Source organism: Streptomyces yerevanensis (genome assembly GCF_000716805.1).
Lineage (GTDB): Bacteria > Actinomycetota > Actinomycetes > Streptomycetales > Streptomycetaceae > Streptomyces > Streptomyces flaveus.
This window is the reverse complement of the sequence record NZ_JNWJ01000027.1, coordinates 157,693-181,109: the sequence shown is the minus strand read 5'-3', so window position 1 is coordinate 181,109 and position 23,417 is coordinate 157,693. Positions and strand designations below refer to the sequence as shown.

General features: G+C 70.4%; 22 protein-coding genes. 12 read left to right on the top strand and 10 right to left on the bottom strand.

Annotated elements, in window-relative coordinates:
* Positions 1 to 142 precede the first annotated feature (142 nt).
* On the bottom strand, positions 143 to 967 hold the full coding sequence (locus OP79_RS27305; RefSeq protein ID WP_033323747.1) for a purine-nucleoside phosphorylase: 825 nt from the start codon (positions 965 to 967) through the stop codon (positions 143 to 145).
* Between the two features lie 149 nt (positions 968 to 1,116).
* Positions 1,117 to 1,554 (bottom strand): gamma-glutamylcyclotransferase family protein, encoded by a 438-nt coding sequence (locus OP79_RS27300; protein ID WP_033323745.1) that lies wholly within the window; start codon positions 1,552 to 1,554, stop codon positions 1,117 to 1,119.
* Between the two features lie 97 nt (positions 1,555 to 1,651).
* Between OP79_RS27300 and OP79_RS27295 the strand changes: the two genes are divergently transcribed.
* Positions 1,652 to 3,100 (top strand): NAD(P)H-quinone dehydrogenase, encoded by a 1,449-nt coding sequence (locus tag OP79_RS27295; protein ID WP_033323743.1) that lies wholly within the window; start codon positions 1,652 to 1,654, stop codon positions 3,098 to 3,100.
* A gap of 167 nt (positions 3,101 to 3,267) precedes the next feature.
* A complete protein-coding gene (locus OP79_RS27290; RefSeq protein ID WP_078492033.1) occupies positions 3,268 to 4,221 on the top strand; it encodes a DeoR/GlpR family DNA-binding transcription regulator in 954 nt (317 codons plus the stop codon).
* A gap of 535 nt (positions 4,222 to 4,756) precedes the next feature.
* Here the strand turns inward: OP79_RS27290 and OP79_RS27285 are convergent.
* Positions 4,757 to 6,511, bottom strand: coding sequence for an acetyl/propionyl/methylcrotonyl-CoA carboxylase subunit alpha (locus OP79_RS27285; protein WP_033323740.1), 1,755 nt, complete (start codon positions 6,509 to 6,511; stop codon positions 4,757 to 4,759).
* Between the two features lie 407 nt (positions 6,512 to 6,918).
* On the opposite strand from OP79_RS27285, the gene OP79_RS27280 reads away from it, so the two are divergent.
* The gene (locus OP79_RS27280) at positions 6,919 to 7,395 is read left to right on the top strand and encodes a hypothetical protein (protein WP_033323738.1); all 477 of its coding nucleotides are present in this window, start codon (positions 6,919 to 6,921) and stop codon (positions 7,393 to 7,395) included.
* A 6-nt stretch (positions 7,396 to 7,401) separates the two neighbouring features.
* Here OP79_RS27280 and OP79_RS27275 read toward each other — a convergent pair whose 3' ends face one another.
* The 4 genes from OP79_RS27275 to OP79_RS27265 all read right to left on the bottom strand — a co-directional run bounded on the left by OP79_RS27275 (position 7,402) and on the right by OP79_RS27265 (position 10,138).
* Complete coding sequence (locus OP79_RS27275; protein WP_033323737.1) at positions 7,402 to 8,022, bottom strand: Maf family protein; 621 nt, start codon at positions 8,020 to 8,022, stop codon at positions 7,402 to 7,404.
* An 80-nt stretch (positions 8,023 to 8,102) separates the two neighbouring features.
* Positions 8,103 to 8,231: a morphogenic membrane protein MmpB gene (gene mmpB / locus OP79_RS58085; protein ID WP_106972484.1), complete on the bottom strand. Its 129-nt coding sequence runs from the start codon at positions 8,229 to 8,231 to the stop codon at positions 8,103 to 8,105.
* An 81-nt stretch (positions 8,232 to 8,312) separates the two neighbouring features.
* Positions 8,313 to 8,519 carry an acyl-CoA carboxylase subunit epsilon gene (locus OP79_RS27270; protein WP_033323735.1) on the bottom strand — a complete coding sequence of 69 codons (207 nt, stop codon included), beginning with the start codon at positions 8,517 to 8,519 and terminating at the stop codon, positions 8,313 to 8,315.
* Between the two features lie 20 nt (positions 8,520 to 8,539).
* Positions 8,540 to 10,138, bottom strand: coding sequence for an acyl-CoA carboxylase subunit beta (locus OP79_RS27265; RefSeq protein ID WP_033323734.1), 1,599 nt, complete (start codon positions 10,136 to 10,138; stop codon positions 8,540 to 8,542).
* Positions 10,139 to 10,466: 328 nt separating this feature from the next.
* On the opposite strand from OP79_RS27265, the gene OP79_RS27260 reads away from it, so the two are divergent.
* The gene (locus OP79_RS27260) at positions 10,467 to 11,360 is read left to right on the top strand and encodes a biotin--[acetyl-CoA-carboxylase] ligase (RefSeq protein WP_033323732.1); all 894 of its coding nucleotides are present in this window, start codon (positions 10,467 to 10,469) and stop codon (positions 11,358 to 11,360) included.
* A 315-nt stretch (positions 11,361 to 11,675) separates the two neighbouring features.
* Entirely contained in the window at positions 11,676 to 12,878 is a 1,203-nt protein-coding gene (locus OP79_RS27255; protein ID WP_033323730.1) for an adenylate/guanylate cyclase domain-containing protein, read from the top strand.
* Between the two features lie 3 nt (positions 12,879 to 12,881).
* Here the strand turns inward: OP79_RS27255 and OP79_RS27250 are convergent, their stop codons facing one another.
* Positions 12,882 to 13,484, bottom strand: a complete 603-nt coding sequence (locus tag OP79_RS27250) for a hypothetical protein (RefSeq protein WP_169786218.1) — start codon at positions 13,482 to 13,484, stop codon at positions 12,882 to 12,884.
* Positions 13,485 to 14,147: 663 nt separating this feature from the next.
* Here OP79_RS27250 and OP79_RS27245 point away from each other — a divergent pair.
* Complete coding sequence (locus tag OP79_RS27245; RefSeq protein ID WP_033323728.1) at positions 14,148 to 14,957, top strand: enoyl-CoA hydratase/isomerase family protein; 810 nt, start codon at positions 14,148 to 14,150, stop codon at positions 14,955 to 14,957.
* Positions 14,958 to 15,046: 89 nt separating this feature from the next.
* Complete coding sequence (locus OP79_RS27240; protein WP_033323726.1) at positions 15,047 to 16,207, top strand: GGDEF domain-containing protein; 1,161 nt, start codon at positions 15,047 to 15,049, stop codon at positions 16,205 to 16,207.
* 24 nt (positions 16,208 to 16,231) lie between these two features.
* Here OP79_RS27240 and OP79_RS27235 read toward each other — a convergent pair whose 3' ends face one another.
* Positions 16,232 to 16,816 carry an antibiotic biosynthesis monooxygenase gene (locus OP79_RS27235; RefSeq protein ID WP_051744955.1) on the bottom strand — a complete coding sequence of 195 codons (585 nt, stop codon included), beginning with the start codon at positions 16,814 to 16,816 and terminating at the stop codon, positions 16,232 to 16,234.
* 139 nt (positions 16,817 to 16,955) lie between these two features.
* Between OP79_RS27235 and hutH the strand changes: the two genes are divergently transcribed.
* The 3 genes from hutH (at position 16,956) to OP79_RS27220 (ending at position 20,511) form a co-directional block, all read left to right on the top strand.
* Positions 16,956 to 18,494: a histidine ammonia-lyase gene (gene hutH / locus OP79_RS27230; protein WP_033323722.1), complete on the top strand. Its 1,539-nt coding sequence runs from the start codon at positions 16,956 to 16,958 to the stop codon at positions 18,492 to 18,494.
* Between the two features lie 198 nt (positions 18,495 to 18,692).
* A complete protein-coding gene (locus tag OP79_RS27225) occupies positions 18,693 to 18,896 on the top strand; it encodes a cold-shock protein (RefSeq protein WP_033323720.1) in 204 nt (67 codons plus the stop codon).
* 121 nt (positions 18,897 to 19,017) lie between these two features.
* The gene (locus OP79_RS27220) at positions 19,018 to 20,511 is read left to right on the top strand and encodes a DEAD/DEAH box helicase (protein WP_078492032.1); all 1,494 of its coding nucleotides are present in this window, start codon (positions 19,018 to 19,020) and stop codon (positions 20,509 to 20,511) included.
* A gap of 4 nt (positions 20,512 to 20,515) precedes the next feature.
* Here OP79_RS27220 and OP79_RS27215 read toward each other — a convergent pair whose 3' ends face one another.
* Positions 20,516 to 20,857: a hypothetical protein gene (locus OP79_RS27215; RefSeq protein WP_211270873.1), complete on the bottom strand. Its 342-nt coding sequence runs from the start codon at positions 20,855 to 20,857 to the stop codon at positions 20,516 to 20,518.
* Between the two features lie 408 nt (positions 20,858 to 21,265).
* On the opposite strand from OP79_RS27215, the gene OP79_RS27210 reads away from it, so the two are divergent.
* Both OP79_RS27210 and OP79_RS27205 read left to right on the top strand, forming a co-directional pair.
* Complete coding sequence (locus OP79_RS27210; RefSeq protein WP_033323820.1) at positions 21,266 to 22,519, top strand: L,D-transpeptidase; 1,254 nt, start codon at positions 21,266 to 21,268, stop codon at positions 22,517 to 22,519.
* A 126-nt stretch (positions 22,520 to 22,645) separates the two neighbouring features.
* The gene (locus OP79_RS27205; protein WP_033323716.1) at positions 22,646 to 23,416 is read left to right on the top strand and encodes a group II truncated hemoglobin; all 771 of its coding nucleotides are present in this window, start codon (positions 22,646 to 22,648) and stop codon (positions 23,414 to 23,416) included.
* Position 23,417: the final 1 nt, after the last annotated feature.

Sequence of the window (23,417 nt, the reverse complement as noted above, 5' to 3'; positions counted from 1 at the left end):
ACCCAGGGGCGCGGGGAACGGCGCGAGCAACCACACTCAACCCGCAGCCGCCCAACCGCCGGAGGCACCCCGCGGGGAACGGCGCGACCAGCCACAACGCACCCGCACCCAACAACGAACCCACCCGCCCAACCGCCGGAGGCTAGACGCGGGCCAGCACCTGCGTCAGCAACGCCCCCATATGCGTAGCCGAATCGCGCCCCGCCTGCAGAACCTCCTCGTGGTTGAGGGGCTCCCCCGTCATGCCGGCGGCGAGGTTCGTCACGAGGGAGATGCCCAGGACCTCGGCGCCCGCCTCGCGCGCGGCGATGGCCTCCAGGACCGTCGACATCCCGACCAGGTCCGCCCCGATGACGCGGGCCATGCGGATCTCGGCCGGAGTCTCGTAGTGCGGGCCGGTGAACTGGGCGTAGACGCCCTCCTGGAGGGTGGGGTCGATCTCCTTGCAGAGGGCCCGGAGGCGGGGGGAGTAGAGGTCGGTGAGGTCGACGAAGTTGGCGCCGATGATCGGGGACGTCGCCGTGAGGTTGATGTGGTCGCTGATCAGGACCGGCTGGCCGGGGCGCATGTCGGCGCGCAGGCCGCCGCAGCCGTTGGTCAGGACGACGGTCTTGCTGCCCGCGGCCACGGCGGTGCGGACGCCGTGCACGACGGCGGCGACGCCATGGCCCTCGTAGTAGTGGGTGCGGCCCAGGAAGACGAGCACGCGTTTGTCGCCGATGCGGTACGAGCGGACCCTGCCGCCATGGCCCTTGACCGCAGGGGGCGGAAAGCTGGGCAGGTCAGTGACCTCGAACTCGGTCTCGGGGGCGCCGAGCGCCTCCACGGCCGGGGCCCAGCCGGAGCCCATCACGAGGGCGACGTCGTGGGTCTCGGCACCCGTGAGCTCGCGCAGGCGCGCGGCGGCGTCGTCGGCGGCGGCGTAGGGGTCACCCGGGAGGTCGTCCGGAAGGAGAGATGCGTTCACGCGATGAGGGTAGCTGGTCTTGGCCTACGCGCGTAGATGGCTCGGGCCACCGGTTGACGATCGTTGCCTTGTCGTTTCCGATGAAGGCTCCGCCGGGACCGCACGCCAACGCGCCGCCGAGGCCGTATGCTCGCGGCGGCCGTGAAGGGTCAACAGGGCCGCTTCCGCAGCTCCATCACATAGTCGTGCGGCGCCCCCGCCGACTCCGCCGCGTCCGCGATCTCCCCCAGGTAGCGCGCCGAAGGCAGTCCGCCCTCATAGCCGTTCAGCACGTACACCCACGCCGGCTCCTCGCCCTCCAGCGTGTGCACACGGACCCGCATCCGCCGGTATATGTCGAGGCCGACGCCTTCCCAGCGGTCCAGGGAGTCCTCGTCGAGCGGAGCGACTTCGTACAGCGCGACGAACACCTGCGAGCGCGGTGCCTCGACGATGGTCGCGAGCGCGCCCTCCCAGCCCATGTGCTCGCCGCCGAAGGTCAGCCGCCAGCCGTTGAGCCACCCCGTGGCGCGCAGCGGCGAATGCGGGGCGCGGCGCGTCATGAGCCGCGGGTCGAGATTGCCGGCGTACGCGGCGTAGAGCGACATGGGGTTGAGAGTACGGCAGCAATGCCTGCACCTCTCCTGCAACAGAGGCACCCGGAGGACGCCCCCGGGCGCGAAGCACCGTGGGGCGTGCGGGACAATGGAGTACGTGACTCGGATCGTGATCATCGGTGGCGGACCCGGCGGATACGAGGCGGCCCTGGTGGCCGCCCAACTCGGCGCGGAGGTAACCGTCGTCGACTGCGACGGCCTGGGCGGCGCGTCGGTGCTCACCGACTGCGTGCCGTCCAAGACCCTGATCGCGACCGCCGAGGTGATGACCACCTTCGACTCCTCGTACGAGGAACTCGGCATCATCGTCGCCGATGACACTCCTCACATCGATACACCCGCCCGGGTGGTCGGAGTCGATCTCGGCAAGGTCAACCGGCGGGTGAAGCGGCTCGCGCTCGCCCAGTCGCACGACATCACGGCTTCTGTGACGCGCGCCGGTGCGCGGGTCATGCGCGGACGCGGGCGGCTCGACGGGCAGCAGGCCCTGGACGGGTCCCGGAAGGTCGTCGTGCGGGCCGCGGACGGTAGCGAGGAGACGCTCGTCGCCGATGCCGTACTCATCGCCACCGGCGGGCATCCCCGTGAGCTGCCCGACGCGCAGCCGGACGGGGAGCGGATCCTGAACTGGACCCAGGTGTACGACCTCGACGAGCTGCCCGACGAGCTCATCGTGGTCGGGTCCGGCGTCACCGGCGCCGAGTTCGCCGGCGCCTACCAGGCGCTCGGCTCCCGCGTCACCCTCGTGTCCAGTCGTGACCGTGTGCTGCCGGGCGAGGACTCGGACGCCGCGGGCGTCCTGGAGGACGTGTTCCGGCGGCGCGGCATGAACGTCCTGGCGCGCTCCCGTGCCCAGTCCGCCAAGCGCGTGGGCGACCGGGTCGAGGTGACGCTGTCCGACGGACGTGTCATCACCGGCTCGCACTGTCTGATGGCCGTCGGCGCCATCCCCAACAGCCATGGCATGGGCCTCGAAGGGGCCGGCGTCAAGGTGAAGGACTCCGGGCACATCTGGACCGACAAGGTGTCCAGGACGTCGGCTCCGGGCGTGTACGCGGCCGGTGACGTCACCGGAGTCTTCGCGCTCGCCTCCGTGGCGGCGATGCAGGGCCGTATCGCCATGTACCACTTCCTCGGTGACGCGGTCGCCCCGCTGAACCTGAAGGCCGTGTCGTCGAACGTCTTCACCGACCCCGAGATCGCGACCGTCGGCTACTCACAGGCGGACGTCGACGGCGGCGTCATCGACGCCCGGGTCGTGAAGCTGCCACTGCTGCGCAACCCGCGCGCCAAGATGCAGGGCATCCGAGACGGCTTCGTGAAGATCTTCTGCCGGCCGGGCACCGGGATCGTCGTCGGCGGTGTGGTCGTCTCGCCGCGCGCCTCGGAACTGATCCATCCGATCTCGATCGCGGTCGACAACAACCTGACAGTCGAACAGATCGCGAACGCGTTCACCGTGTACCCGTCCCTTTCGGGCTCGATCGCCGAGGTGGCCAGGCAGCTCCACACCCGGAAGACCGAGAGCGAGACCTGACGGCCGGAAGCAACTCCCCGCTGGTCACAGGGAGTTGCCGCACCTTCGTACGGCGTGGACAGCGGGAGTGGGCGCGTATACCACTTTCCGTGCTGCCGTGCGAACAACTTCTGTTATTCGGCGCAAACTGCTGAAAGCAGACGGTCGTTGGGGTTACTGTCAGTTTCGTGTTCGCTGCAGAACGTCGCCAATTGATCCTCGAAATGGTGCGAGCGAACGGGGCCGTGTCGCTCCGTGAGCTCGCCCGCGTCGTCCAGACCTCTGAAGTGACCGTACGGCGGGACGTGCGCGCACTGGAGGCAGAAGGACTCCTCGACCGCCGGCACGGCGGTGCGGTATTGCCGGGCGGGTTCACGCGGGAGTCCGGCTTTCCGCAGAAGTCACATCTCGCGACCGCCGAGAAGACGGCCATCGCCGATCTCGCCGCGAGTCTCGTCGAAGAAGGCGAGGCCATCGTGGTCGGGGCGGGCACCACCACACAGGAGCTGGCCCGCCGGCTCGCGCGGGTGCCCGGGCTGACCGTCGTCACCAACTCCCTTCTGGTGGCTCAGGCGTTGGCCCATGCCAACCGTGTCGAGGTCGTGATGACCGGCGGCACCCTGCGCGGTTCCAACTACGCCCTCGTCGGCAGCGGGGCCGAGCAGTCCCTCCAGGGGCTGCGGGTCTCCCGGGCCTTCCTGTCCGGGAGCGGACTGACCGCCGAGCGCGGCCTGTCCACCTCCAACATGCTGTCGGCCAGCGTGGACAGGGCCCTGGTACAGGCCGCCGCGGAGGTCGTCGTCCTAGCCGATCACACCAAGCTCGGTACGGACACGATGTTCCAGACGGTGCCGACGGATGTGATCACACGCCTGGTCACGGACGAGCCGCCCGCGCATGACGACCGTGCGGCCACCGAGTTGCAGGCCTTGGCCGACCAGGGGGTACAGATCGCTGTTGCCGGATCGTCCGGCGACGCGAGCCCGGCGGGGCGGCAGTCGCCCCGCCGGGATGTGCCGCTTCCCGGCCCGCGGCGGGGCCAAGTCCCCGGTGGGGGGCCGCAGTTGCGGAGCACTGCTGGGGTTCTGGGGGAACAGCCCCAGAGTGAGCGGGCGCGGGTTGCGGATATGCGTCGGCGCTGAGCGCTGGCTTGAACGGGTTTGGCTGCGGGCCCGGCTGTGGCTGGTCGCGCCGTTCCCCGCGGGGTGCCTCCGGCGGTTGGGCGGCTGCGGGTGCGTTGTGGTTGCTCGCGCCGTTCCCCGCGCCCCTTGGGTGGGTGCGTGGGTCGGGGTCGTGGGCCGGTGCGTCAGCCCGTCGCAGGCCGGGCATACGGCCCTGGGCTGGTACAAGGCCCTGGTTCTCCGAGACAGAACCTAAGCGACGGGCATACGACGCACCGGCCCACGCCCCCTCCCGCCGGAGGGAAACTGCGGGAGCGTTGTGGCTGGGGTGAGTGGAGCCGCAGGCTTTTGCTTTTAGGGGCGCGGGGCTGTATCCGATTTGCGGCTCCGCCGCGCGGGCGCGACCAGCCACAATGCACCCGCAGCCGCGACACGACTGTCGCCCCCCACCCCCTTGGCGGGGGGCCTGGGGGCGCAGCCCCCAGTTTCGGGAAGGGGCGGGGCTGGGGAAGAGAACCCTCCCACCCGGTAGGCCCCCCGCTAACCGCCGGAGGCCTCAGTCCTTGATCTCGCAGATCACCGCGCCCGACGTGACCGACGCGCCGATCTCCGCAGCCAGGCCCTTGATGGTGCCGGAGCGGTGGGCGTTCAGGGGCTGTTCCATCTTCATGGCCTCCAGGACGACGACCAGGTCGCCCTCCTTGACCTCCTGGCCCTCCTCGACGGCGACCTTGACGATGGTGCCCTGCATCGGGGAGGCCAGGGTGTCGCCGGAGGCGACCGGGCCGGACTTCTTAGCCGCGCGGCGCTTGGGCTTGGCGCCCGCCGCAAGTCCCGTACGGGCCAGGGACATGCCCAGCGAGGACGGCAGGGAGACCTCCAGGCGCTTGCCGCCGACCTCGACGACGACCGTCTCGCGGTCCGGCTCTTCGTCTGCCTCTGTGGCCATCGGAGCGGCGAAGGGCTTGATCTCGTTGACGAACTCGGTCTCGATCCAGCGGGTGTGCACCCGGAACGGGTTGCTGGTGAACGCCGGGTCCGCGACGACCGCGCGGTGGAACGGGATGGCCGTGGCCATGCCCTCGACCTGGAACTCGGCCAGCGCACGGGCGGCCCGCTGCAGGGCCTGCTCACGGCTCGCGCCGGTGACGATCAGCTTGGCGAGCAGTGAGTCCCAGGCCGGGCCGATCACCGCGCCGGACTCCACACCCGCGTCCAGGCGCACGCCCGGACCCGACGGTGGCGCGAAGGTCGTGACCGTGCCGGGGGCGGGCAGGAAGTTGCGGCCCGGGTCCTCGCCGTTGATGCGGAACTCGAAGGAATGGCCGCGGATCGCCGGGTCGTCGTAGCCCAGTTCCTCGCCGTCGGCGATGCGGAACATCTCGCGGACCAGGTCGATGCCGGTGACCTCCTCGGTGACCGGGTGCTCCACCTGGAGGCGGGTGTTGACCTCCAGGAAGGAGATCGTGCCGTCCACGCCGACCAGGAACTCCACGGTGCCGGCACCGACGTACCCGGCCTCCTTGAGGATCGCCTTCGAGGCCGCGTACAACTGCTTGTTCTGCTCCTCCGTGAGGAACGGCGCCGGGGCCTCCTCGACCAGCTTCTGGTGGCGGCGCTGGAGGGAGCAGTCACGGGTCGAGACGACCACGACATTGCCGTGCTGGTCGGCCAGGCACTGGGTCTCCACATGCCGCGGCTTGTCCAGGTAGCGCTCCACGAAGCACTCGCCGCGCCCGAAGGCCGCCACCGCCTCGCGCACCGCAGAGTCGTACAGCTCGGGGACCTCTTCGAGGGTGCGGGCCACCTTCAGACCGCGACCGCCGCCTCCGAAGGCCGCCTTGATCGCGATCGGCAGGCCGTGCTCCTCGGCGAAGGCCACGACCTCCTCGGCGCCGTTCACCGGGTCCGGGGTGCCCGCCACCAGCGGAGCACCCGCGCGCTGCGCGATGTGCCGGGCGGCGACCTTGTCGCCCAGGTCGCGGATCGCCTGCGGGGGCGGGCCGATCCAGATCAGGTCGGCGTCCAGCACCGCCTGCGCGAAGTCCGCGTTCTCCGAAAGGAAGCCGTAGCCGGGGTGGATCGCGTCCGCCCCGGAGTCCTTGGCCGCCTGGAGCACCTTGGTGATGTCCAGGTAGCTGGTGGCCGGAGTGTCACCGCCCAGGGCGAATGCCTCGTCCGCGGCCCGCACATGCAGTGCGTCCCGGTCCGGCTCGGCGTACACCGCCACGCTCGCGATACCGGCGTCTCGGCACGCCCGGGCGACACGGACAGCGATTTCGCCACGATTGGCGATCAACACCTTGCGCACGTTGGCTCCCTCTCCTTGAAACAAGCCGAGTTTAGGGACTGCCGACACGTCGTTTCGACCCGTCCCCGATGGTGAGCTTGCCCACACGGAGCGTGATCCGAGGCCCGCTCGCCCGCGAAATCCCTTGTCGCACCGCGGTACGCAGGGGGCTTCCCAAGAACCCTAGCCCCCTGATGTGGCCAAGGTCTCTGTGAGAGCGTGCTGCGGCCCACACCGTTTCTTTGTGGAGTTCCTACGAATGGCCCAGTGAATCTTTGCCTTCGCCGGATCTCTTGTCCCGACGTTTACCCTCCCCCACTCTCGGCTTCGCTCGAGCGGGGGCCCCATGTAGCGTTCGGGATGTATCGAACGCTACATGGGGTAACGCAAGCCCCGGTCGAACGGCAGTCGAAAGTGGGTGGGGGCCGGTGGTACGCAGACCGGTGGCGTGGGTGGCCGCGATCGTGCTCTTCGCGGAAGCGTTCGGCATCGCACTTGTCAACTGGTTCATGGGAATCGTCGTCGACCGGCAGGAGATGTCCCTCGCAGGGCTCGACGCGGGCATGATGTCCGTCTCGTCGAAGGTCGCGGGCCTGGTCTTCGGCCTCTACTTCGCCTTCTGCGGCTTCGTCGCGCTGCGCGTCGCCCTGCGCGACCGCGCCCCCGCCGGCCTCGGCCGCATCGTGCTCATCAGTGCGGCGGTGGTGCACGGCCTGCTCGGTGCGTTCACGGTCGGGCTGGTGGGCTGGGGCGCGTTCGCCTTCATGATGGTGGTGTTCGGGCTGATCGTGCTGATCTTCATGGCGTACGACCGTGAGAGCGGGACCGACGCCTCCGATACCGTGCCGGGCGAGGGCGCCGGACCGGGCTCCACGGTCACGCCGACGGCACCCACGGCCTCCTGATCGGCATCAGCTTTCCCGGGGCGTCCACAACTCCGTGATCCCGACGCCCAGTTGGGCCAACAGACGGCGCAGCATCGGCAGCGAGATCCCGATGACGTTGCCGTGGTCCCCGTCGATGCCCTCGATGAACGGGGCCGAGCGGCCGTCCAGCGTGAACGCCCCGGCCACGTAAAGGGGTTCACCCGAGGCGACGTATGCGGCGATCTCGGCGTCCGTCGGCTCGCCGAACCGGACCACCGTGGACGCGGTCGCCGAGGCGTACCGCCCCGTCACCGTGTCGTACACGCAGTGCCCCGTCTGCAGCGTTCCCGCACGCCCGCGCATCGACTTCCAGCGCGCGGTGGCCTCCTCTGCGTCCGCGGGCTTGCCGAGCGCCTCGCCGTCCAGATCGAGCACCGAGTCGCAGCCGACCACCAGGGCGCCCTTGACCTCGGGTTTCGCCGCCACCACCGAGGCCTTCGCCTCGGCGAGCGCGCATGCCAGCTCGGCGGGGGTGGGAGCGGTCACGGCCTCCTCGTCGACCCCGCTGACGATGACCTCGGGGTCGAAGCCGGTCTGCCTCAGCAGTGCGAGCCGGGCGGGGGACTGGGAGGCGAGGACGAGTCGACGGCGCGGCTGATCAGTCATGCGGCCAGGGTAGCGACGCGGCGGGAGGGGTGTCGGAGGCGGGCGTCGGGGTGGTCACCGGCCCGGTGACCGGCGGCGGATCACCTGACGCCGAGCACGATCATCGCCAGCACCATCGCCAAGGCCATGAGAATCCCCAACCGCCGCAACATGTCCTGCATGTCGCGCATTTCCTTGGGCGGCTCGTTCTCGGGGTCGGACCACAACATTCCGCAATCGTGACTCCGCGCCGGGCCCGGCCGCCTGAGTACGCGTACTCATCTTGCGTAGGACGGCCGCCCCGAGTCCGCCTAGCCCGGCCAGTACGTACGCCCCCACGCCCTGGGACCGGGCACCGGCAGGCGGCTCATCGCCACCCGCGCCGGGTCCGCCCAGGCGTCCGGCTCGCGGGGCGCGCCGGACGGGGCGGCAGCCACCGCCGCGGCGCGCGCCTGGACCACCGCCAGTGCGGCGGCCAGCTCCTCCGGGGTCGGATTGCCCCGTACGACCTTGATCATGACCGCTCCCAACTGGTGCCTTACAGGGGGATGTTGCCGTGCTTCTTCGGGGGCAGGGATTCCCGCTTCGTACGCAGCTGACGCAGGCCCCGTACGACATGGGAGCGGGTCTCGGACGGCATGATCACGCCGTCGATGTAGCCGCGCTCGGCCGCCGCGTAGGGGTTGAGGAGCCGGTCCTCGTACTCCTGAATCAGGCGCTGGCGGACCTCCTCGCGCTCCTCCTCGGGCGCGGCGGCGATGGTGCGGCGGTGCAGGATGTTGACCGCGCCCTGCGCGCCCATCACGGCGATCTGGGCCGTCGGCCAGGCGAGGTTGAGGTCGGCGCCCAGGTGCTTGGAGCCCATGACGTCGTACGCGCCGCCGAACGCCTTGCGGGTGATGACCGTGATCAGCGGGACGGTCGCCTCGGCGTACGCGTAGATCAGCTTGGCGCCGCGGCGGATGATGCCGTCGTGCTCCTGGTCCACGCCCGGCAGGAAGCCCGGTACGTCGACGAAGGTGATCACCGGGACGTTGAAGGCGTCGCAGGTGCGCACGAAGCGTGCCGCCTTCTCGCTCGCCTTGATGTCCAGGCAGCCCGCGAACTGCATCGGCTGGTTGGCCACGATGCCCACCGGGTGGCCCTCGACACGGCCGAAGCCGGTGAGGATGTTCGGCGCGTACAGCGGCTGCGTCTCGAAGAACTCGGCGTCGTCCAGGACGTGTTCGATCACCGTGTGCATGTCGTACGGCTGGTTCGCGCTGTCCGGGACGAGCGTGTCCAGCTCGCGGTCCTCGTCCGTGAGCGCCAGGTCCGCCTCCTCGGGGAAGGCAGGCGGCTCGCTGAGGTTGTTCGACGGCAGGTACGACAGCAGCGACTTGACGTACTCGATCGCGTCCTTCTCGTCGCCCGCCATGTGGTGGGCCACGCCGGAGGTGGCGTTGTGGGTGCGGGCGCCGCCGAGCTCCTCGAAGCCGACGTCCTCACCGGTGACGGTCTTGATGACGTCGGGCCCGGTGATGAACATGTGCGAGGTCTGGTCGACCATCACCGTGAAGTCGGTGATCGCGGGGGAGTAGACCGCGCCGCCCGCGCACGGGCCGACGACCAGACTGATCTGCGGGATCACACCGGAGGCGTGGGTGTTGCGGCGGAAGATCTCCCCGTACATGCCGAGCGCCGAGACGCCCTCCTGGATGCGGGCGCCGCCGGAGTCGTTGATGCCGATGACCGGGCAGCCCGTCTTCAGCGCGAAGTCCATCACCTTCATGATCTTCTGCCCGAAGACCTCGCCCAGGGCACCGCCGAACACCGTGAAGTCCTGCGAGAACACGGCGATCGGGCGGCCGTCCACCATGCCGTAGCCGGTGACCACACCGTCGCCGTACGGGCGGTTCTTCTCCAGGCCGAAGTCGGTCGAGCGGTGCTGCGCGAACTCGTCGAACTCGACGAAGGAGCCCTCGTCCATCAGCAGCTCGATCCGCTCACGAGCCGTCAACTTGCCCTTGGCGTGCTGCTTTTCGACGGCACGCGCCGAGCCGGCGTGCGTCGCCTCCTCGATGCGGCGCCGCAGATCCGCGAGCTTGCCCGCGGTGGTGTGGATGTCGATCTCGTGCAGCTGTTCCGGCTCGGACATCGGGATGGGGCTCCCTGCCTGCTCAGTGGGGACGTGGCGAGTGAGGTGCTCAGAAGGGGGGCTGGCTACTCATCCGTAGCGTAGTGCGGTGCCTACCGTTCGGCAGTGCGGCGTTTACCACACCCCTCCTCCCTTGTCAGTGGAGGAATGAGATCTCCAGATCACGCGATGTGGCGGCCACAGCCAGCTGTACGACCTATGCGTCGCGGCGGGACACGCCGGAGGGGTGACGTCACGAGAGTGATCGAGCGCCCGTGAACCTCAGCCCGTCAGGGCTGGAATCCGCCCCTTATGCGGGGCGGAGGATGTCAAACCTAGTGTGGGTTGCATGACGACACCACCAGGTGCAGAAGGAAACCCGTCCAACGAGCCGGGTGAGCCGAGGTCGGGCCGCTGGTCCGACCTCGGCCGGCCACCGCTCAACGCCACCGCGCTGCGCCGCGCGCTCGTACGGGACGGGGGGTTCTGGACCGACGTCGAGTTGGTGTCCCGTACCGGGTCCACCAACACCGACCTCGTCGCCCTCGCCGCCGACGGCAAGGCCGAGGAGGGCGCCGTGCTCGTGGCCGAGGAGCAGGACGCCGGGCGCGGGCGCCTGGAACGCCAGTGGACGGCCCCGGCGCGCTCGGGCCTCTTCTTCTCCGTCCTGCTGAAGCCCGCCGAGATCCCCGTCGAGCGCTGGGGCTGGCTGCCGCTGCTCGCCGGGGTCGCCACGGCCACCGCGCTGTCCCGCACGGCCGGCGTCGACACGGCTCTGAAGTGGCCGAACGACCTGCTGCTCACCGTGGGCGGCGAGGAGCGCAAGGTCGGCGGCATCCTCGCCGAGCGCGCCGGGAACGACGGCGTCGTCATCGGCATCGGCATCAACGTCACGCTCCGCGAGGACGAACTGCCCGTCCCCACGGCGACCTCACTCGCGCTCGCCGGATCTCCGGTCACCGACCGTGACCCGCTGCTGCGGACCGTGCTGCGCTCGCTGGAGCGCTGGTACGTCGACTGGCGCGCCGCCGGCGGCGATCCCGCCGCCTCCCGGCTCCAGGAGACGTACGCCGCGGGGTGCGCGACGCTCGGGCGGACGGTGCGGGCCGAGCTGCCCGGGGACCGCTCGCTGGTGGGGGAGGCGGTCGCGGTCGACGGGGACGGACGGCTGGTGCTGGCCACGGAGGACGGGGTGCAGCAGCCGATCGGGGCGGGGGACATCGTGCATCTGCGGGCGGAGTGAGAAGCGAGCGCGGAACTGCGGTTCGGAGAGGCCATGAAGTGAGCGATGCGACTGGTGGGGTACCCGAGCCCGGCTGTTGAAACGGGGGTTTGACCATGTCGTACGACTCTGGAGTGGGCCAAGGCGTACTGGGGCCCGCCCGCGCAGGAGTGAGACACAGCACACCTGTCGTGCTGTGTCTTCCCGGGGGATAACCCCCGGACCCCCAGCCGGGAACAGCAGGCGGGCCCGCAGCACAGGAGTGAGCCACAGCACACCTGTCGTAGAGTTGAGGCCGGTCGAAAGTGGCCGTGGCAGATCGGAAGGGCAGCAGGCGTGACCGTCGACGACACGGGCTCCGACACGGGTGCACACCCCGCCTCCGACGGCGAGCCGGGGCGCAGCGCCGACTCCGTCGCCGACACGTCGGCCGCGCGGGTCGGCCGGGCCGAGGCCCACGCCCGGATGGACGCGGACGACTCCGACGACGACCACGACCCCCTCGCCCTCCGCCTGGAACAGCTCATCCTCGGTGCCGAGCGGCGCTACACCCCGTTCCAGGCGGCCCGCAGCGCGGGTGTCTCCATGGACCTGGCGTCCCGTTTCTGGCGGGCCATGGGCTTCGCCGACATCGGCCAGGCCAGGGCGCTCACGGAGGCCGACGTACTGGCGCTGCGGCGACTGGCCGGTCTGGTGGAGGCGGGGCTGCTCAGCGAGGCCATGGCGATCCAGGTCGCGCGCTCCACCGGCCAGACCACCGCCCGCCTGGCCGAGTGGCAGATCGACTCCTTCCTGGAGGGCCTGACCGAGCCGCCCGAGCCGGGCATGACGCGCACGGAAGTGACGTACCCCCTGGTCGAGTTGCTGCTGCCCGAGCTGGAGGAGTTCCTCGTCTACGTCTGGCGGCGCCAGCTCGCCGCCGCGACCGGCAGGGTCGTCCAGGCCGCGGACGACGAGGAGATGGTCGACCGCCGCCTCGCCGTCGCCTTCGCGGACCTCGTCGGCTTCACGCGCCTGACGCGCCGCATGGAGGAGGAGGAACTCGGCGAACTCGTCGAGGCCTTCGAGACCACGTGCGCGGACCTGGTGGCCGCGCACGGAGGACGTCTGATCAAGACGCTGGGCGATGAGGTGCTGTACGCCGCCGACGACCCGGGCATCGCCGCCGAGATCGCCCTGCGCCTCATCGAGACCATGGCCAACGACGAGACGATGCCCGAACTGCGCGTCGGCATAGCCTTCGGCACGGTGACGACTCGCATGGGTGACGTCTTCGGCGCGACCGTGAACCTTGCCTCGCGACTCACCTCGATAGCCCCTCGGGACGCCGTCCTGGTGGACAGCGCCCTCGCCGAGGAACTGACGCGCACAGGTGACGCGCCCGCCTCCGAGGCAGAGGCCGCGGAAGCGGCTGCCGCGGCGGAGAAGGAGGGCGAGGAGCCCCCGACGTACCGCTTCGCGCTCCAGCCGATGTGGCAGCGGCCGGTGCGAGGGCTCGGCGTGGTCGAGCCGTGGCTGCTGAACCGCAGGGGCGGCTGAGCCTCAGCCGGGGGCGTCCAGGCAGAGGCTCACGATCGGTACGCACAACTGTGGGCGGTCGGGGTGAGGGGCCGGGAGCGGCGGCTGGGGTGTGGGGTTCGACGGTTTCTCAGGGGTGGGCGGCTTCGCGGCTTCGGGGGCTGCGGTCGGCTGGTCGGACGCGGCGGTGCGGGATGGCATGGGTGGCGTCGCTGTGGGCGTGACAGCCGGATCCGAGGCCAGCTCGCGCTCGTTGCTCGGGGCAGAGGGGGAGTCACGAGGTGCCGGGGTGCCCTCAGCCACGGCCGACCCGGTGTCCGAGATCGGGAGGGGAGCTTCCGTGGTCCCGACCGCAGTCGGCTCGATGTCGGCGGGTTCGATGTCGGCGGTCTCGATGTCCGTGGCAGTGACGCCCCCGCCGCCCCCGTCGGCTCCGCCAGGCGGCTCCGGCGCGAGCCGCATCAGACTCAGCGCCCCCGCCGCCAACGCCAGCCCTCCCACGGCGACCAGCACCCGCCGGGGCCGCGGCTTGCGATGACGCCCCCGAGATCGCTCCACCGGGACCGAGGCCGCTTCGTGCACCGGCGCCCGCCCATCCGCCACCGGTTTGGTCCCCGCGTCCCGCATGTGCTCTCCCCGAAGTGAACGCGCCTCCGGGCGCGCTGTCGCAGTGCGCAGGCTATGCGCGCCGCGGGGCGGGCCAGCGGGGTTCGCCCACGTATCACTCGAAAGTGGGGGTTCTTTCCCCAGCCCCGTCCCTTCCCGGCTGTATCAATTTGCGGCTCCGCCGCGTGGGGGGCTGTGCCCCAGACCCCCGCCAGGGGGTGGGGGTGACAGGTCGTGTCGCGGCTGCGGGTGCGTCGTGGCTGGTCGCGCCCACGCGGCGGAGCCGCATATCGAAACAGCCCCGCGCCCCTGAAAGGCAAAAGCCTGCGGCTGCCCGCGCCCCAAGCAACCCCGGTGCCCCGGGGAAGCCCGCACCCCCAACTTCCCGCAGTTTCCCTCCGGCGGGAGGGGTCGTGGGCCGGTGCGTCGTATGCCCGTCGCTTAGGTCCGGTCTCGGAGGACCAGGGCCTTGTACCAGTCCAGGGCCGTATGCCCGGCCTGCGACGGGCTGACGCACCGGCCCACGACCCCGCACCTCCCACCCACCCCAGGGGCGCGGGGAACGGCGCGACCAGCCACCCACCAACCCGCACCCAACAACGAACCCCACCGCCCTTCCCCCGGAGGGACCCCGCTGGGATGATCAGAGCCAGAAGTTAACCCACGTTAACCAAGGAGGACGCCATGGCCGAGCGAAGCCCAGAGCAGCGCTACGGGGAGTTCGTGGCCGTACGACGCCACGCGACGCACGTCGCGGAGCTCGCGCTCGACCGCCCCAAGGCCATGAACGCCGTGTCGACCGAAATGGCGCGCTCGCTGGCCGCCGCCTGCGAGGCGCTGGCCGCCGACCGGGACGCGCGGGTCGTCGTGGTGACCTCGACCCACGAGCGAGCCTTCTGCGTCGGCGCCGACCTGAAGGAGCGGAACTCGCTCACGGACGCCGAGCTGGTGCGGCAGCGACCGGTGGCACGGGCCGCGTACACCGGCGTACTGGAGCTGCCGATGCCCACCATCGCGGCCGTGCACGGCTACGCGCTCGGCGGCGGCTTCGAGCTCGCGTTGGCCTGCGACCTGATCGTGGCGGACCGTACGGCCGTGGTGGGGCTGCCCGAGGTGTCCGTCGGGGTGATTCCGGGCGGTGGCGGTACACAGCTGCTGCCGCGCCGGGTCGGCGCGGCCCGCGCGGCCGAGCTGATCTTCTCGGCGCGCCGGGTGGAGGCCACCGAGGCGCGGGAGCTGGGGCTCGTGGACGACCTCGTCGAGGCGGGCCACGACCGCGAGGAGGCGCTCGCGCTGGGCGCACGGATCGCCGCGAACTCCCCCGTCGGCCTGCGCGCCGCCAAGCGCGCCCTCCGCCTCGGGCACGGCCTCGATCTGCGTACGGGCCTGGAGGTCGAGGACGCGGCATGGCGGTCGGTCGCCTTTTCGGGGGACCGCGCGGAGGGAGTCGCGGCGTTCAACGAGAAGCGCGAACCGGAGTGGCCGGGCGAGTAGCGAGTAGAGGGCGACCTTGCAGTCCCCATAAAACCCCTGTTCGGTGCCCTTATGTCACAAATCATCGCAAATATCCTTAACCTGGAGTAATGGGCGGTGACGATGTGCGGTTGAGGGCCGTGGTGGCGCTGGCGCAGGGGATGGCTGCCGCGCACACCCCGCAGGAGTCGTGGCATGCGGCCGCGGCGGGGGCCTGTCACGCGCTGGCCGGGAGTTTCGCCGCGGTGTCCGTGTGGGAGCGGGAACTCGGCCGACTGCGGGTGCTCGTGAACGTGGGGGAGCGGGCGGCGGACGAGGAGGAGTACCCCGACGACGAGGCGTACCCCGTGCATCAGTTCCCCGAGATCACGGAGTTCCTGCACGAGCGGTGGGCCGCCGGCGGCGGGGCCAACGCCTGGGTGGAGACGGCCGAGGGGCCGGCCGGGGACCGCGCCGGGTACTGCCATCAGAGGGTCATCGCGCTGCGCAGGCGCGGGCGCGGCTGCTGTGTCGTCGCGCCGATAGTGCTGCACGGCAGGGCCTGGGGCGAGCTGTACGTGGCCCGCCGGGCGGGAGCCCCCGTCTTCGCGCGCGCCGACGCCGACTTCGCCACCGTCCTCGCCTCGGTCGCCGCCGCCGGGATCGCCCAGACCGAACGCCTGGAGGAGGTCCGCCGGCTCGCCTTCACGGACGCGCTGACCGGCCTCGCGAACCGCCGCGCCGTGGACGTACGCCTGGACGAAGCCCTCGAGGGGCATCGTGCCGACGGCGTGGTCGTCAGCCTCGTGGTCTGCGACATCAACGGCCTGAAACGCGTCAACGACACCCGGGGCCATGCCGCGGGCGACCGGCTCCTGGAGCGGTTCGGCTCGGTCCTCTCGCTGTGCGGCGCGATGCTCCCCGGCACGCTCGCCGCCCGCCTCGGCGGTGACGAGTTCTGCCTGCTCGCGGTGGGCCCGGCCGCCGACGAGGTCGTACGTGTCGCCGATGAACTGTGCCGCCGGGCAGCAGAGTTGGAACTCGGCGAGGGCGTCGCATGCGGCGTCGCCTCCACCGGCGACCCCATCGGCACCGTCCACTCGGCCCGCCGCCTCTTCCGCCTCGCGGACGCCGCTCAGTACCGGGCGAAGGCGGCCCGCGCCCCCAAGCCGGTCGTCGCGGGCCGCGAGGGCGGCACCGAGGGCACCGAAGACCAGGTCGTCCGCCTCGCCGACCGGCCGCCGCCCGAGCTGCCGGGGGACCGGCGCCGGTTCAGGGGGCGGAAGCCCTAGCCCGCCCGGGCCCCTCCCGGTCGCCTATGGCGAGGGTGAGGGATAGAGCCACAGTCGCAGCAGGCGGCTCAGGCGCGGCATCAGTACGTACGTCAGCGTGGGCAGCAGCACCGCCGGGAAGACCACCGCGCGCAGCGGCAGCGGCCAGCCGGTCGTGTGGGGCACCAGCAGCCACTGGACCAGCAGGACGAGTGGATAGGCCGCGAGGAACGTGGTCAGCACCATCTTCCAGCGGGGCGGGGACTGCGCCGTCGTGCCGGGCAGACTGAACCAGGTCTCCATCCCGGTGGTCGACTGACGCTCGCCGCTGATCTCGGTGGCGATGCCCTCGATCCGCGCGTGCCAGTCGGCCCGCTCCCGCGATGTCAGCCACTGCGACAGTCGCTCCGGATCGGCGAAGTGCACCACCGCGTGGAAGCGGTGCCCTTCCTCGGGGCGCAGCCAGGCGACCCCCTGGTTCCCGGGGAACCGCGACGCGCTGCGGGTGATGCCATGGGTCCACCGCTCGAACTCGGCTTCTCTTCCGGGGCGTACCTTCCAGGTGAAGACGGCCGTGACCGGTTCGGTGCAGTGGGTGCTGTGGTCCGTACGGAGGGCGCTGTGGTTCATACGGACCCGCGTGCCACGGACCGCGCGCCTCATGCCCCGCGCAGGGCACCGTAGGGCTCCCGCAGGGCCCTGTAAGGACCCCGACCCGGCAGCGGTCGTGACAATTGGCGATTCACTCTCTAGGCTCCTGAATATGGATATGCATACTGTGGTGGTGGGGACGACCGGTGTCACCGCGGCCGACGTGCTCGCCGTGGCGCGGGACGGGGTGCGCGTCGAGCTCTCCGATGGCGCCGTGACGGCGCTCGGCGTCGCGCGCGAGATCGTGGACGCGCTGGCGGCCAAGCCGGAACCCGTGTACGGGGTGTCCACCGGCTTCGGCGCCCTGGCGACCCGGCACATCAGCCAGGAGCTGCGTGCCCAGCTCCAGCGCAACATCGTGCGCTCGCATGCCGCCGGGATGGGTCCGCGGGTCGAGCGGGAAGTCGTACGCGCCCTGATGTTCCTGCGGCTCAAGACCCTCTGCTCGGGACGGACCGGCGTACGCCCGGCCGTCGCGCAGACCATGGCCGACATCCTGAACGCCGGCATCACCCCGGTCGTGCACGAGTACGGCTCCCTCGGCTGCTCCGGCGACCTTGCACCGCTCTCCCACTGCGCTCTGACGCTGATGGGCGAGGGGGACGCGGAGGGCCCGGACGGCGTCGTACGACCCGCCGGAGAGCTGCTCGCCGCCCACGGCATCGAGCCCGTCGAGCTGCGCGAGAAGGAAGGCCTCGCCCTCCTCAACGGCACCGACGGCATGCTCGGCATGCTGATCATGGCCCTGGCCGACCTCGACACCCTCTACAAGTCCGCCGACATCACCGCAGCTCTCTCCCTCGAGGCGCTGCTCGGCACCGACAAGGTCCTAGCCCCCGAGTTGCACGACATCCGCCCGCACCCCGGCCAGGGCGCCAGTGCCGCCAACATGCTCGCCGTGCTGAAGGGTTCCGGCCTCACCGGTCACCACCAGGGCGACGCCCCGCGCGTCCAGGACGCGTACTCCGTGCGCTGCGCCCCCCAGGTCGCCGGCGCGGGCCGCGACACCATGGCGCATGCCCGCCTGGTGGCCGACCGCGAGCTCGCCTCCGCCGTCGACAACCCCGTCGTCCTGCCCGACGGCCGTGTGGAGTCGAACGGCAACTTCCACGGCGCCCCCGTCGCGTACGTACTGGACTTCCTGGCGATCGCCGCCGCCGATCTCGGCTCGATCGCCGAGCGCCGCACCGACCGCCTCCTCGACAAGAACCGCTCGCACGGACTGCCGCCCTTCCTCGCGGACGACCCGGGCGTGGACAGCGGGCTGATGATCGCCCAGTACACACAGGCCGCCCTGGTCAGCGAGATGAAGCGGCTCGCCGTCCCGGCCTCGGCCGACTCGATCCCGTCCTCCGCCATGCAGGAGGACCATGTGTCGATGGGCTGGTCGGCCGCCCGCAAGCTGCGTACGGCCATTGACGACCTCACTCGCATCGTCGCCATCGAGCTGTACGCCGCCACCCGCGCCATCGAACTCCGCGAGGGGCTCACCCCGGCCCCCGCCTCCCGCGCGGTCATCGACGCGGTCCGCGCGGCGGGCGTCCAGGGTCCGGGCCCGGACCGTTTCCTCGCGCCGGACCTGGAGGCCGCCGACGCCTTCGTACGCGGGGGGCATCTGGTCGCGGCGGTCGAGCCCGTGACGGGCCCGCTGGCGTAGGGGCTCCAGGGGTCCCACGAACGGTGTGAGCGGGGGCACATCGGCAGGCAGCGCCCCCGCCAGGATCTGTGCTAGGGTTCGTAACGAAACGTTTTTGGTACCCATTAACTTTGTGCGCCTGAAAGGAATCCTCTCTCAGGCGCGTTTTGTTTTACCGGTCATTTCCGGATGGGGCCCACCTATCAGGAGAAATGACACATGGCAACTGGCACCGTGAAGTGGTTCAACTCGGAAAAGGGCTTCGGCTTCATCGAGCAGGAGGGTGGCGGCCCGGACGTGTTCGCCCACTACTCCAACATCGCCACCTCGGGCTTCCGTGAGCTGCAGGAGGGCCAGAAGGTCTCCTTCGACGTCACGCAGGGTCAGAAGGGCCCGCAGGCGGAGAACATCGTCCCCGCCTAATTTTTAGGGACACGCTCAAATCGAGCCGGGGTCCGCACCTTCGGGTGCGGGCCCCGGCTCGTGCCGTCCGCGTGCCCAGCAGGTCCTTGAGGCCCGCGATAGGAAGGAATTTCCCATCAGCATGACTCGATCCGAACGCCCTGAACGACCCGCCGGTAAACGGCCGGCGAATTCTCGAGGAGCTCGCGGTTCCCGTGGCGCTCGCGGCGGGGCTCCCGCTGCCGCGAACGGCGGCGCCAGGAACGTACGCAAGAAGCCGTCGTCGCCCGCCACTCCGCCGCGCGAGTTCACGCTGCCGGTGTCCGTCACGCCCGCGCTGCCCGCCGTCGAGTCCTTCGACGCGCTGGACATGCCGCCCGCGCTGACGAAGACCCTGGCGGCTCAGGGCGTCATCGAGCCCTTCCCGATCCAGGGCGCGACCCTGCCCAACTCCCTTGCCGGGCGCGACATTCTGGGCCGGGGCCGGACCGGTTCCGGCAAGACCCTCGCCTTCGGTCTCGCGCTGCTCGCCCGCATCGCCGGCCGCCGCGCCGAGCCCAAGGCGCCGCTCGCGCTGGTCCTGGTGCCGACGCGCGAGCTCGCGCAACAGGTCACCGACGCGCTCACGCCGTACGCCACGGCCGTCAACCTGCGCCTCACCACCGTCGTCGGCGGAATGTCCATCGGCAGGCAGGCGGGCTCGCTGCGGCGCGGCGCCGAGGTGCTCGTGGCCACGCCCGGGCGGCTCAAGGACCTCATAGACCGCGGCGACTGCACGCTCGCACGGGTCGGGATCACCGTCCTCGACGAGGCCGACCAGATGGCCGACATGGGCTTCATGCCGCAGGTCACGGCTCTGCTCAAGCAGGTCGAGCCGGGCGGGCAGCGGATGCTGTTCTCGGCGACGCTGGACAAGAACATCGACAAGCTCGTACGGATGTTCCTCTCGGATCCGGTCGTGCACTCCGTCGATCCCTCGGCGGGCGCGGTGACGACGATGGAGCACCATGTGCTGCACGTCCTCGACGAGACCGACAAGAAAGCCGTCGCATTGCGCATCGCGGCCCGCGAGGGGCGCGTGATCCTCTTCGTGGACACCAAGCGCGGCGCCGACCGCTTCGCCAAGCGGCTGCTGGCCAACGGCGTACGGGCCTCCGCGCTGCACGGCGGTCGCTCGCAGCCCCAACGCAACCGCACCCTCGACCAGTTCAAGAACGGTCAGGTCACCGCCCTGGTCGCCACGAACGTCGCGGCCCGCGGCATCCATGTCGACGACCTCGACCTCGTCGTGAACGTCGACCCGCCGACCGACCACAAGGACTACCTGCACCGCGGCGGCCGTACCGCCCGCGCGGGCGAGTCCGGCAGCGTGGTCACCCTGGTCCTGCCGGAGCAGAAGCGAGAGATGACCCGGCTGATGTCGGACGCGGGGATCAGCCCGCGGACGGTACGGGTCAAGTCCGGCGACGAGGAGTTGTCGCGGATCACCGGCGCCCGGGAGCCCTCAGGTGTCCCCGTGGTCGTCGAGCTCCCGACGCCCGCAGCCGCCCAGCCGAGGCCGAAGTCCCGGCCGCGCAGGGGTGGCGGAGGTGGAGCGCGGAGAGGCGTGCCGCGTCCGCGTAGTAGTCGCGGCTAGCCGTCTAGTACGCCCCGGAAGCCCAGCCCCGCTCCCGCCGCACCGAATACGCGACGAAGCCCGCGCCGACGCCCAGGAACAGCGTGCCGCCGACGATGTACGGGGTCGTGTCGAAGGCGCCTGTGTCGGCGAGTTGGGGCTGATCGGTTTGGGCGGGCTGGTCGGTGGAAGCCGAGTCGGAGGAGAAAGCGGGCTCGGCCTGCGTCGTGATCGTCGACGTCCGCTCTGCTCTGGCCTCCGCCGCGGGGCCGTCCCACGTCGCATTGGCGGACGGGACGAACCACAGGGCACCCAGGAGGGTGCCCGCGGCGGTGGCGGTCAGCAACGAACGACGAGCGGCGGACACGGAATATCGATCCCCTTGCGGTGCAGGCGAATTGGCCGTGGGGGACTGATGTTAATGAAAAACGCGGGTCTCAGGAAAGTCACGGTACCTGTGAGCCGTGCGGACCGGCGCCGCGAGGGTGCGGTGACGGTGTAGTGATGGGGCAGTGACGGAAGACACTGCGGCCCCGATTCGCCGGATCGGTGCCTCGACGAGGAAGATGTCGCGGTGGACGACCGCAACCGGGGCCAGGGTTCTGTCGTCTCAAGGAGAGCGCTGACCGACGCACCAGTCGTACGACGTCGTACCGACGTGTTGTGCCCCACACCGGCGACCCATGTGGAACGGGACGGATCGGTTTTAGCGTTTCTAGAAGTTACGGGGACCTTCAGGTGTCTTGGGGATTCGGCGACGATGGAGAAGCGTGTGATGACGAACAGTAAGCGGCGCAAAGGCCTGACGGTCGCGTCCGCACTGCTCGGAGGGGTGCTGGTGCTCTCTGCGTGCAGCGGGGGCGACGAGGGCGGTTCCGGCGCCGAGGGGGACGGTGGCACCTCGCAGTCCAAGGTCGACGAGGCGGCGGCGAAGAAGAGCTCCGAAGCCAAAATCAAGATCACGCCCAAGGACGGCACCGACAACGCCTCCATCAACAACGCCGCCAAGGTCACCGTGAGCAAGGGCACGCTCACCGACGTCACCATGAAGACCTCGGCCGGCGACGCCGTCGACGGGGAGATATCGGCCGACAAGACGAGCTGGTCGCCCAGCGTTCAGCTGGAGCGGTCCACCACCTACAAGCTCACGGTCGCCGCCAAGGACTCCGAGGGCCGCGCCGCCCACGAGAACGCCTCGTTCACGACCGTCTCCCCGTCCAACAGCTTCATCGGCACCTTCACGCCCGACGACGGTGCCACGGTCGGCGTCGGTATGCCGGTCTCGATCAACTTCGACAAGGAGATCACCAACAAGGCCGCCGTGCAGAAGGGGATCACGGTCACGTCCAGCAGCGGCCAGGAGGTCGTCTGCCACTGGTTCAACACCCAGCGCATGGACTGCCGCCCCGAGGAGTACTGGAAGGCCGGCTCCAAGGTCACCCTCAAGCTGGCCCTGGACGGCGTCGAGGGCGCTGAGGGCGTCACCGGCGTCCAGCAGAAGACGGTCTCCTTCACGGTCGGCCGCAACCAGGTCTCGGTCGTCGACGCCAAGACCAAGCAGATGAAGGTCATGCGCGACGGCAAGACCATCAAGACCATTCCGATCTCCGCCGGTTCGCCCGAGAACAAGACGTACGAGGGCCAGATGGTGATCTCCGAGAAGTTCAAGGAGACCCGGATGAACGGCGCGACGGTCGGCTTCACCGACGACGACGGCAAGGGCGAGTACGACATCGAGAACGTGCCGCACGCCATGCGCCTGTCGACCTCCGGCACCTTCATCCACGGCAACTACTGGGGTGCCGACTCCGTCTTCGGCAACGCCAACACCAGCCACGGCTGTGTCGGCCTGAACGACACCGAAGGTGCGAACGACCCGAACACCGAAGCCGCCTGGTTCTACAACAACTCGATGATCGGTGACGTCGTGGTGGTGCAGAACACCGGCGACAAGGCCATCGCCCCGGACAACGGCCTCAACGGCTGGAACATGGACTGGGCGCAGTGGAAGGCCGGTTCGGAGGCCTGACGGCCGAATCCGCGGACGGCGCGGCGCGGATGTGACGCGTCCAGTTCTTACGCGGTGGGCATAGACGGATGATGGCCCGCCGGGACCTCATGGTCCCGGCGGGCCGTTCGTGTTTGTGTGGGGGGTATGACTGTTCAGACCGTCGAGTACATCAGGTACCGGATTCCCGAGCAGCAGTCGGCGCAGTTCCTGGCCGCCTACACCCGTGCCGCCGTCCACCTCGCCGCGGCCCCGCAGTGCGTCGACTACGAACTGGCGCGCTGCGAGGAGGACTTCGAGCACTTCATCCTGCGGATCACCTGGACCTCGAGCGAGGACCACATCGAGGGCTTCCGCAAGTCGGAGCTGTTCTCCGACTTCCTCGCCGAGATCCGGCCGTACGTGGGCTGCATCGAGGAGATGCGCCACTACAAGCCGACGACCGTACGCGGCACGGGCGCGTCCGTGCCGACGCTGTACGCCTGGGCGGGCGGCGACGAGGCCTTCACCCGGCTCACCGAGGCCTTCTACGACAAGGTCGTCAAGGACGACGTCCTCGCCCCCGTCTTCGCCGGTCTCGCCCCCGAACACGCCTCACACGTCGCGCTCTGGCTCGGCGAGGTCTTCGGCGGCCCGCCGGCCTACTCCGAGACGCAGGGAGGCCACGGTCACATGGTCGCCAAACACCTCGGCAAGGGCATCACCGAGGCGCAGCGCCGCCGCTGGGTCAACCTCCTCCAGGACGCGGCGGACGAGGCGGGCCTGCCGACCGACGCCGAGTTCCGCTCGGCCTTCGTCGCGTACGCGGAGTGGGGGACCCGGCTCGCGGTGTACTTCTCCGGTCCGGACGCCGTGCCTCCGGCTGAGCAGCCGGTGCCGAAGTGGAACTGGGGGGCGGCTCCGCCGTACCGGCCGTAGG

Coding starts and splice junctions, on each gene's coding strand:
- OP79_RS27235 (WP_051744955.1), bottom strand. CDS start 16,816: ATGAACCACAGCGCCCTCCGTACGGACCACAGCACCCACTGCACCGAA.
- OP79_RS27265 (WP_033323734.1), bottom strand. CDS start 10,138: ATGTCCGAGCCGGAACAGCTGCACGAGATCGACATCCACACCACCGCG.
- OP79_RS27250 (WP_169786218.1), bottom strand. CDS start 13,484: ATGCGGGACGCGGGGACCAAACCGGTGGCGGATGGGCGGGCGCCGGTG.
- OP79_RS27300 (WP_033323745.1), bottom strand. CDS start 1,554: ATGTCGCTCTACGCCGCGTACGCCGGCAATCTCGACCCGCGGCTCATG.
- OP79_RS27275 (WP_033323737.1), bottom strand. CDS start 8,022: ATGACTGATCAGCCGCGCCGTCGACTCGTCCTCGCCTCCCAGTCCCCC.
- OP79_RS27240 (WP_033323726.1), top strand. CDS start 15,047: ATGGGCGGTGACGATGTGCGGTTGAGGGCCGTGGTGGCGCTGGCGCAG.
- OP79_RS27220 (WP_078492032.1), top strand. CDS start 19,018: ATGACTCGATCCGAACGCCCTGAACGACCCGCCGGTAAACGGCCGGCG.
- OP79_RS27260 (WP_033323732.1), top strand. CDS start 10,467: ATGACGACACCACCAGGTGCAGAAGGAAACCCGTCCAACGAGCCGGGT.
- OP79_RS27295 (WP_033323743.1), top strand. CDS start 1,652: ATGGAGTACGTGACTCGGATCGTGATCATCGGTGGCGGACCCGGCGGA.
- OP79_RS27205 (WP_033323716.1), top strand. CDS start 22,646: ATGACTGTTCAGACCGTCGAGTACATCAGGTACCGGATTCCCGAGCAG.
- mmpB (WP_106972484.1), bottom strand. CDS start 8,231: ATGTTGTGGTCCGACCCCGAGAACGAGCCGCCCAAGGAAATGCGCGAC.
- OP79_RS27210 (WP_033323820.1), top strand. CDS start 21,266: ATGACGAACAGTAAGCGGCGCAAAGGCCTGACGGTCGCGTCCGCACTG.
- OP79_RS27245 (WP_033323728.1), top strand. CDS start 14,148: ATGGCCGAGCGAAGCCCAGAGCAGCGCTACGGGGAGTTCGTGGCCGTA.
- OP79_RS27270 (WP_033323735.1), bottom strand. CDS start 8,519: ATGATCAAGGTCGTACGGGGCAATCCGACCCCGGAGGAGCTGGCCGCC.
- hutH (WP_033323722.1), top strand. CDS start 16,956: ATGCATACTGTGGTGGTGGGGACGACCGGTGTCACCGCGGCCGACGTG.
- OP79_RS27225 (WP_033323720.1), top strand. CDS start 18,693: ATGGCAACTGGCACCGTGAAGTGGTTCAACTCGGAAAAGGGCTTCGGC.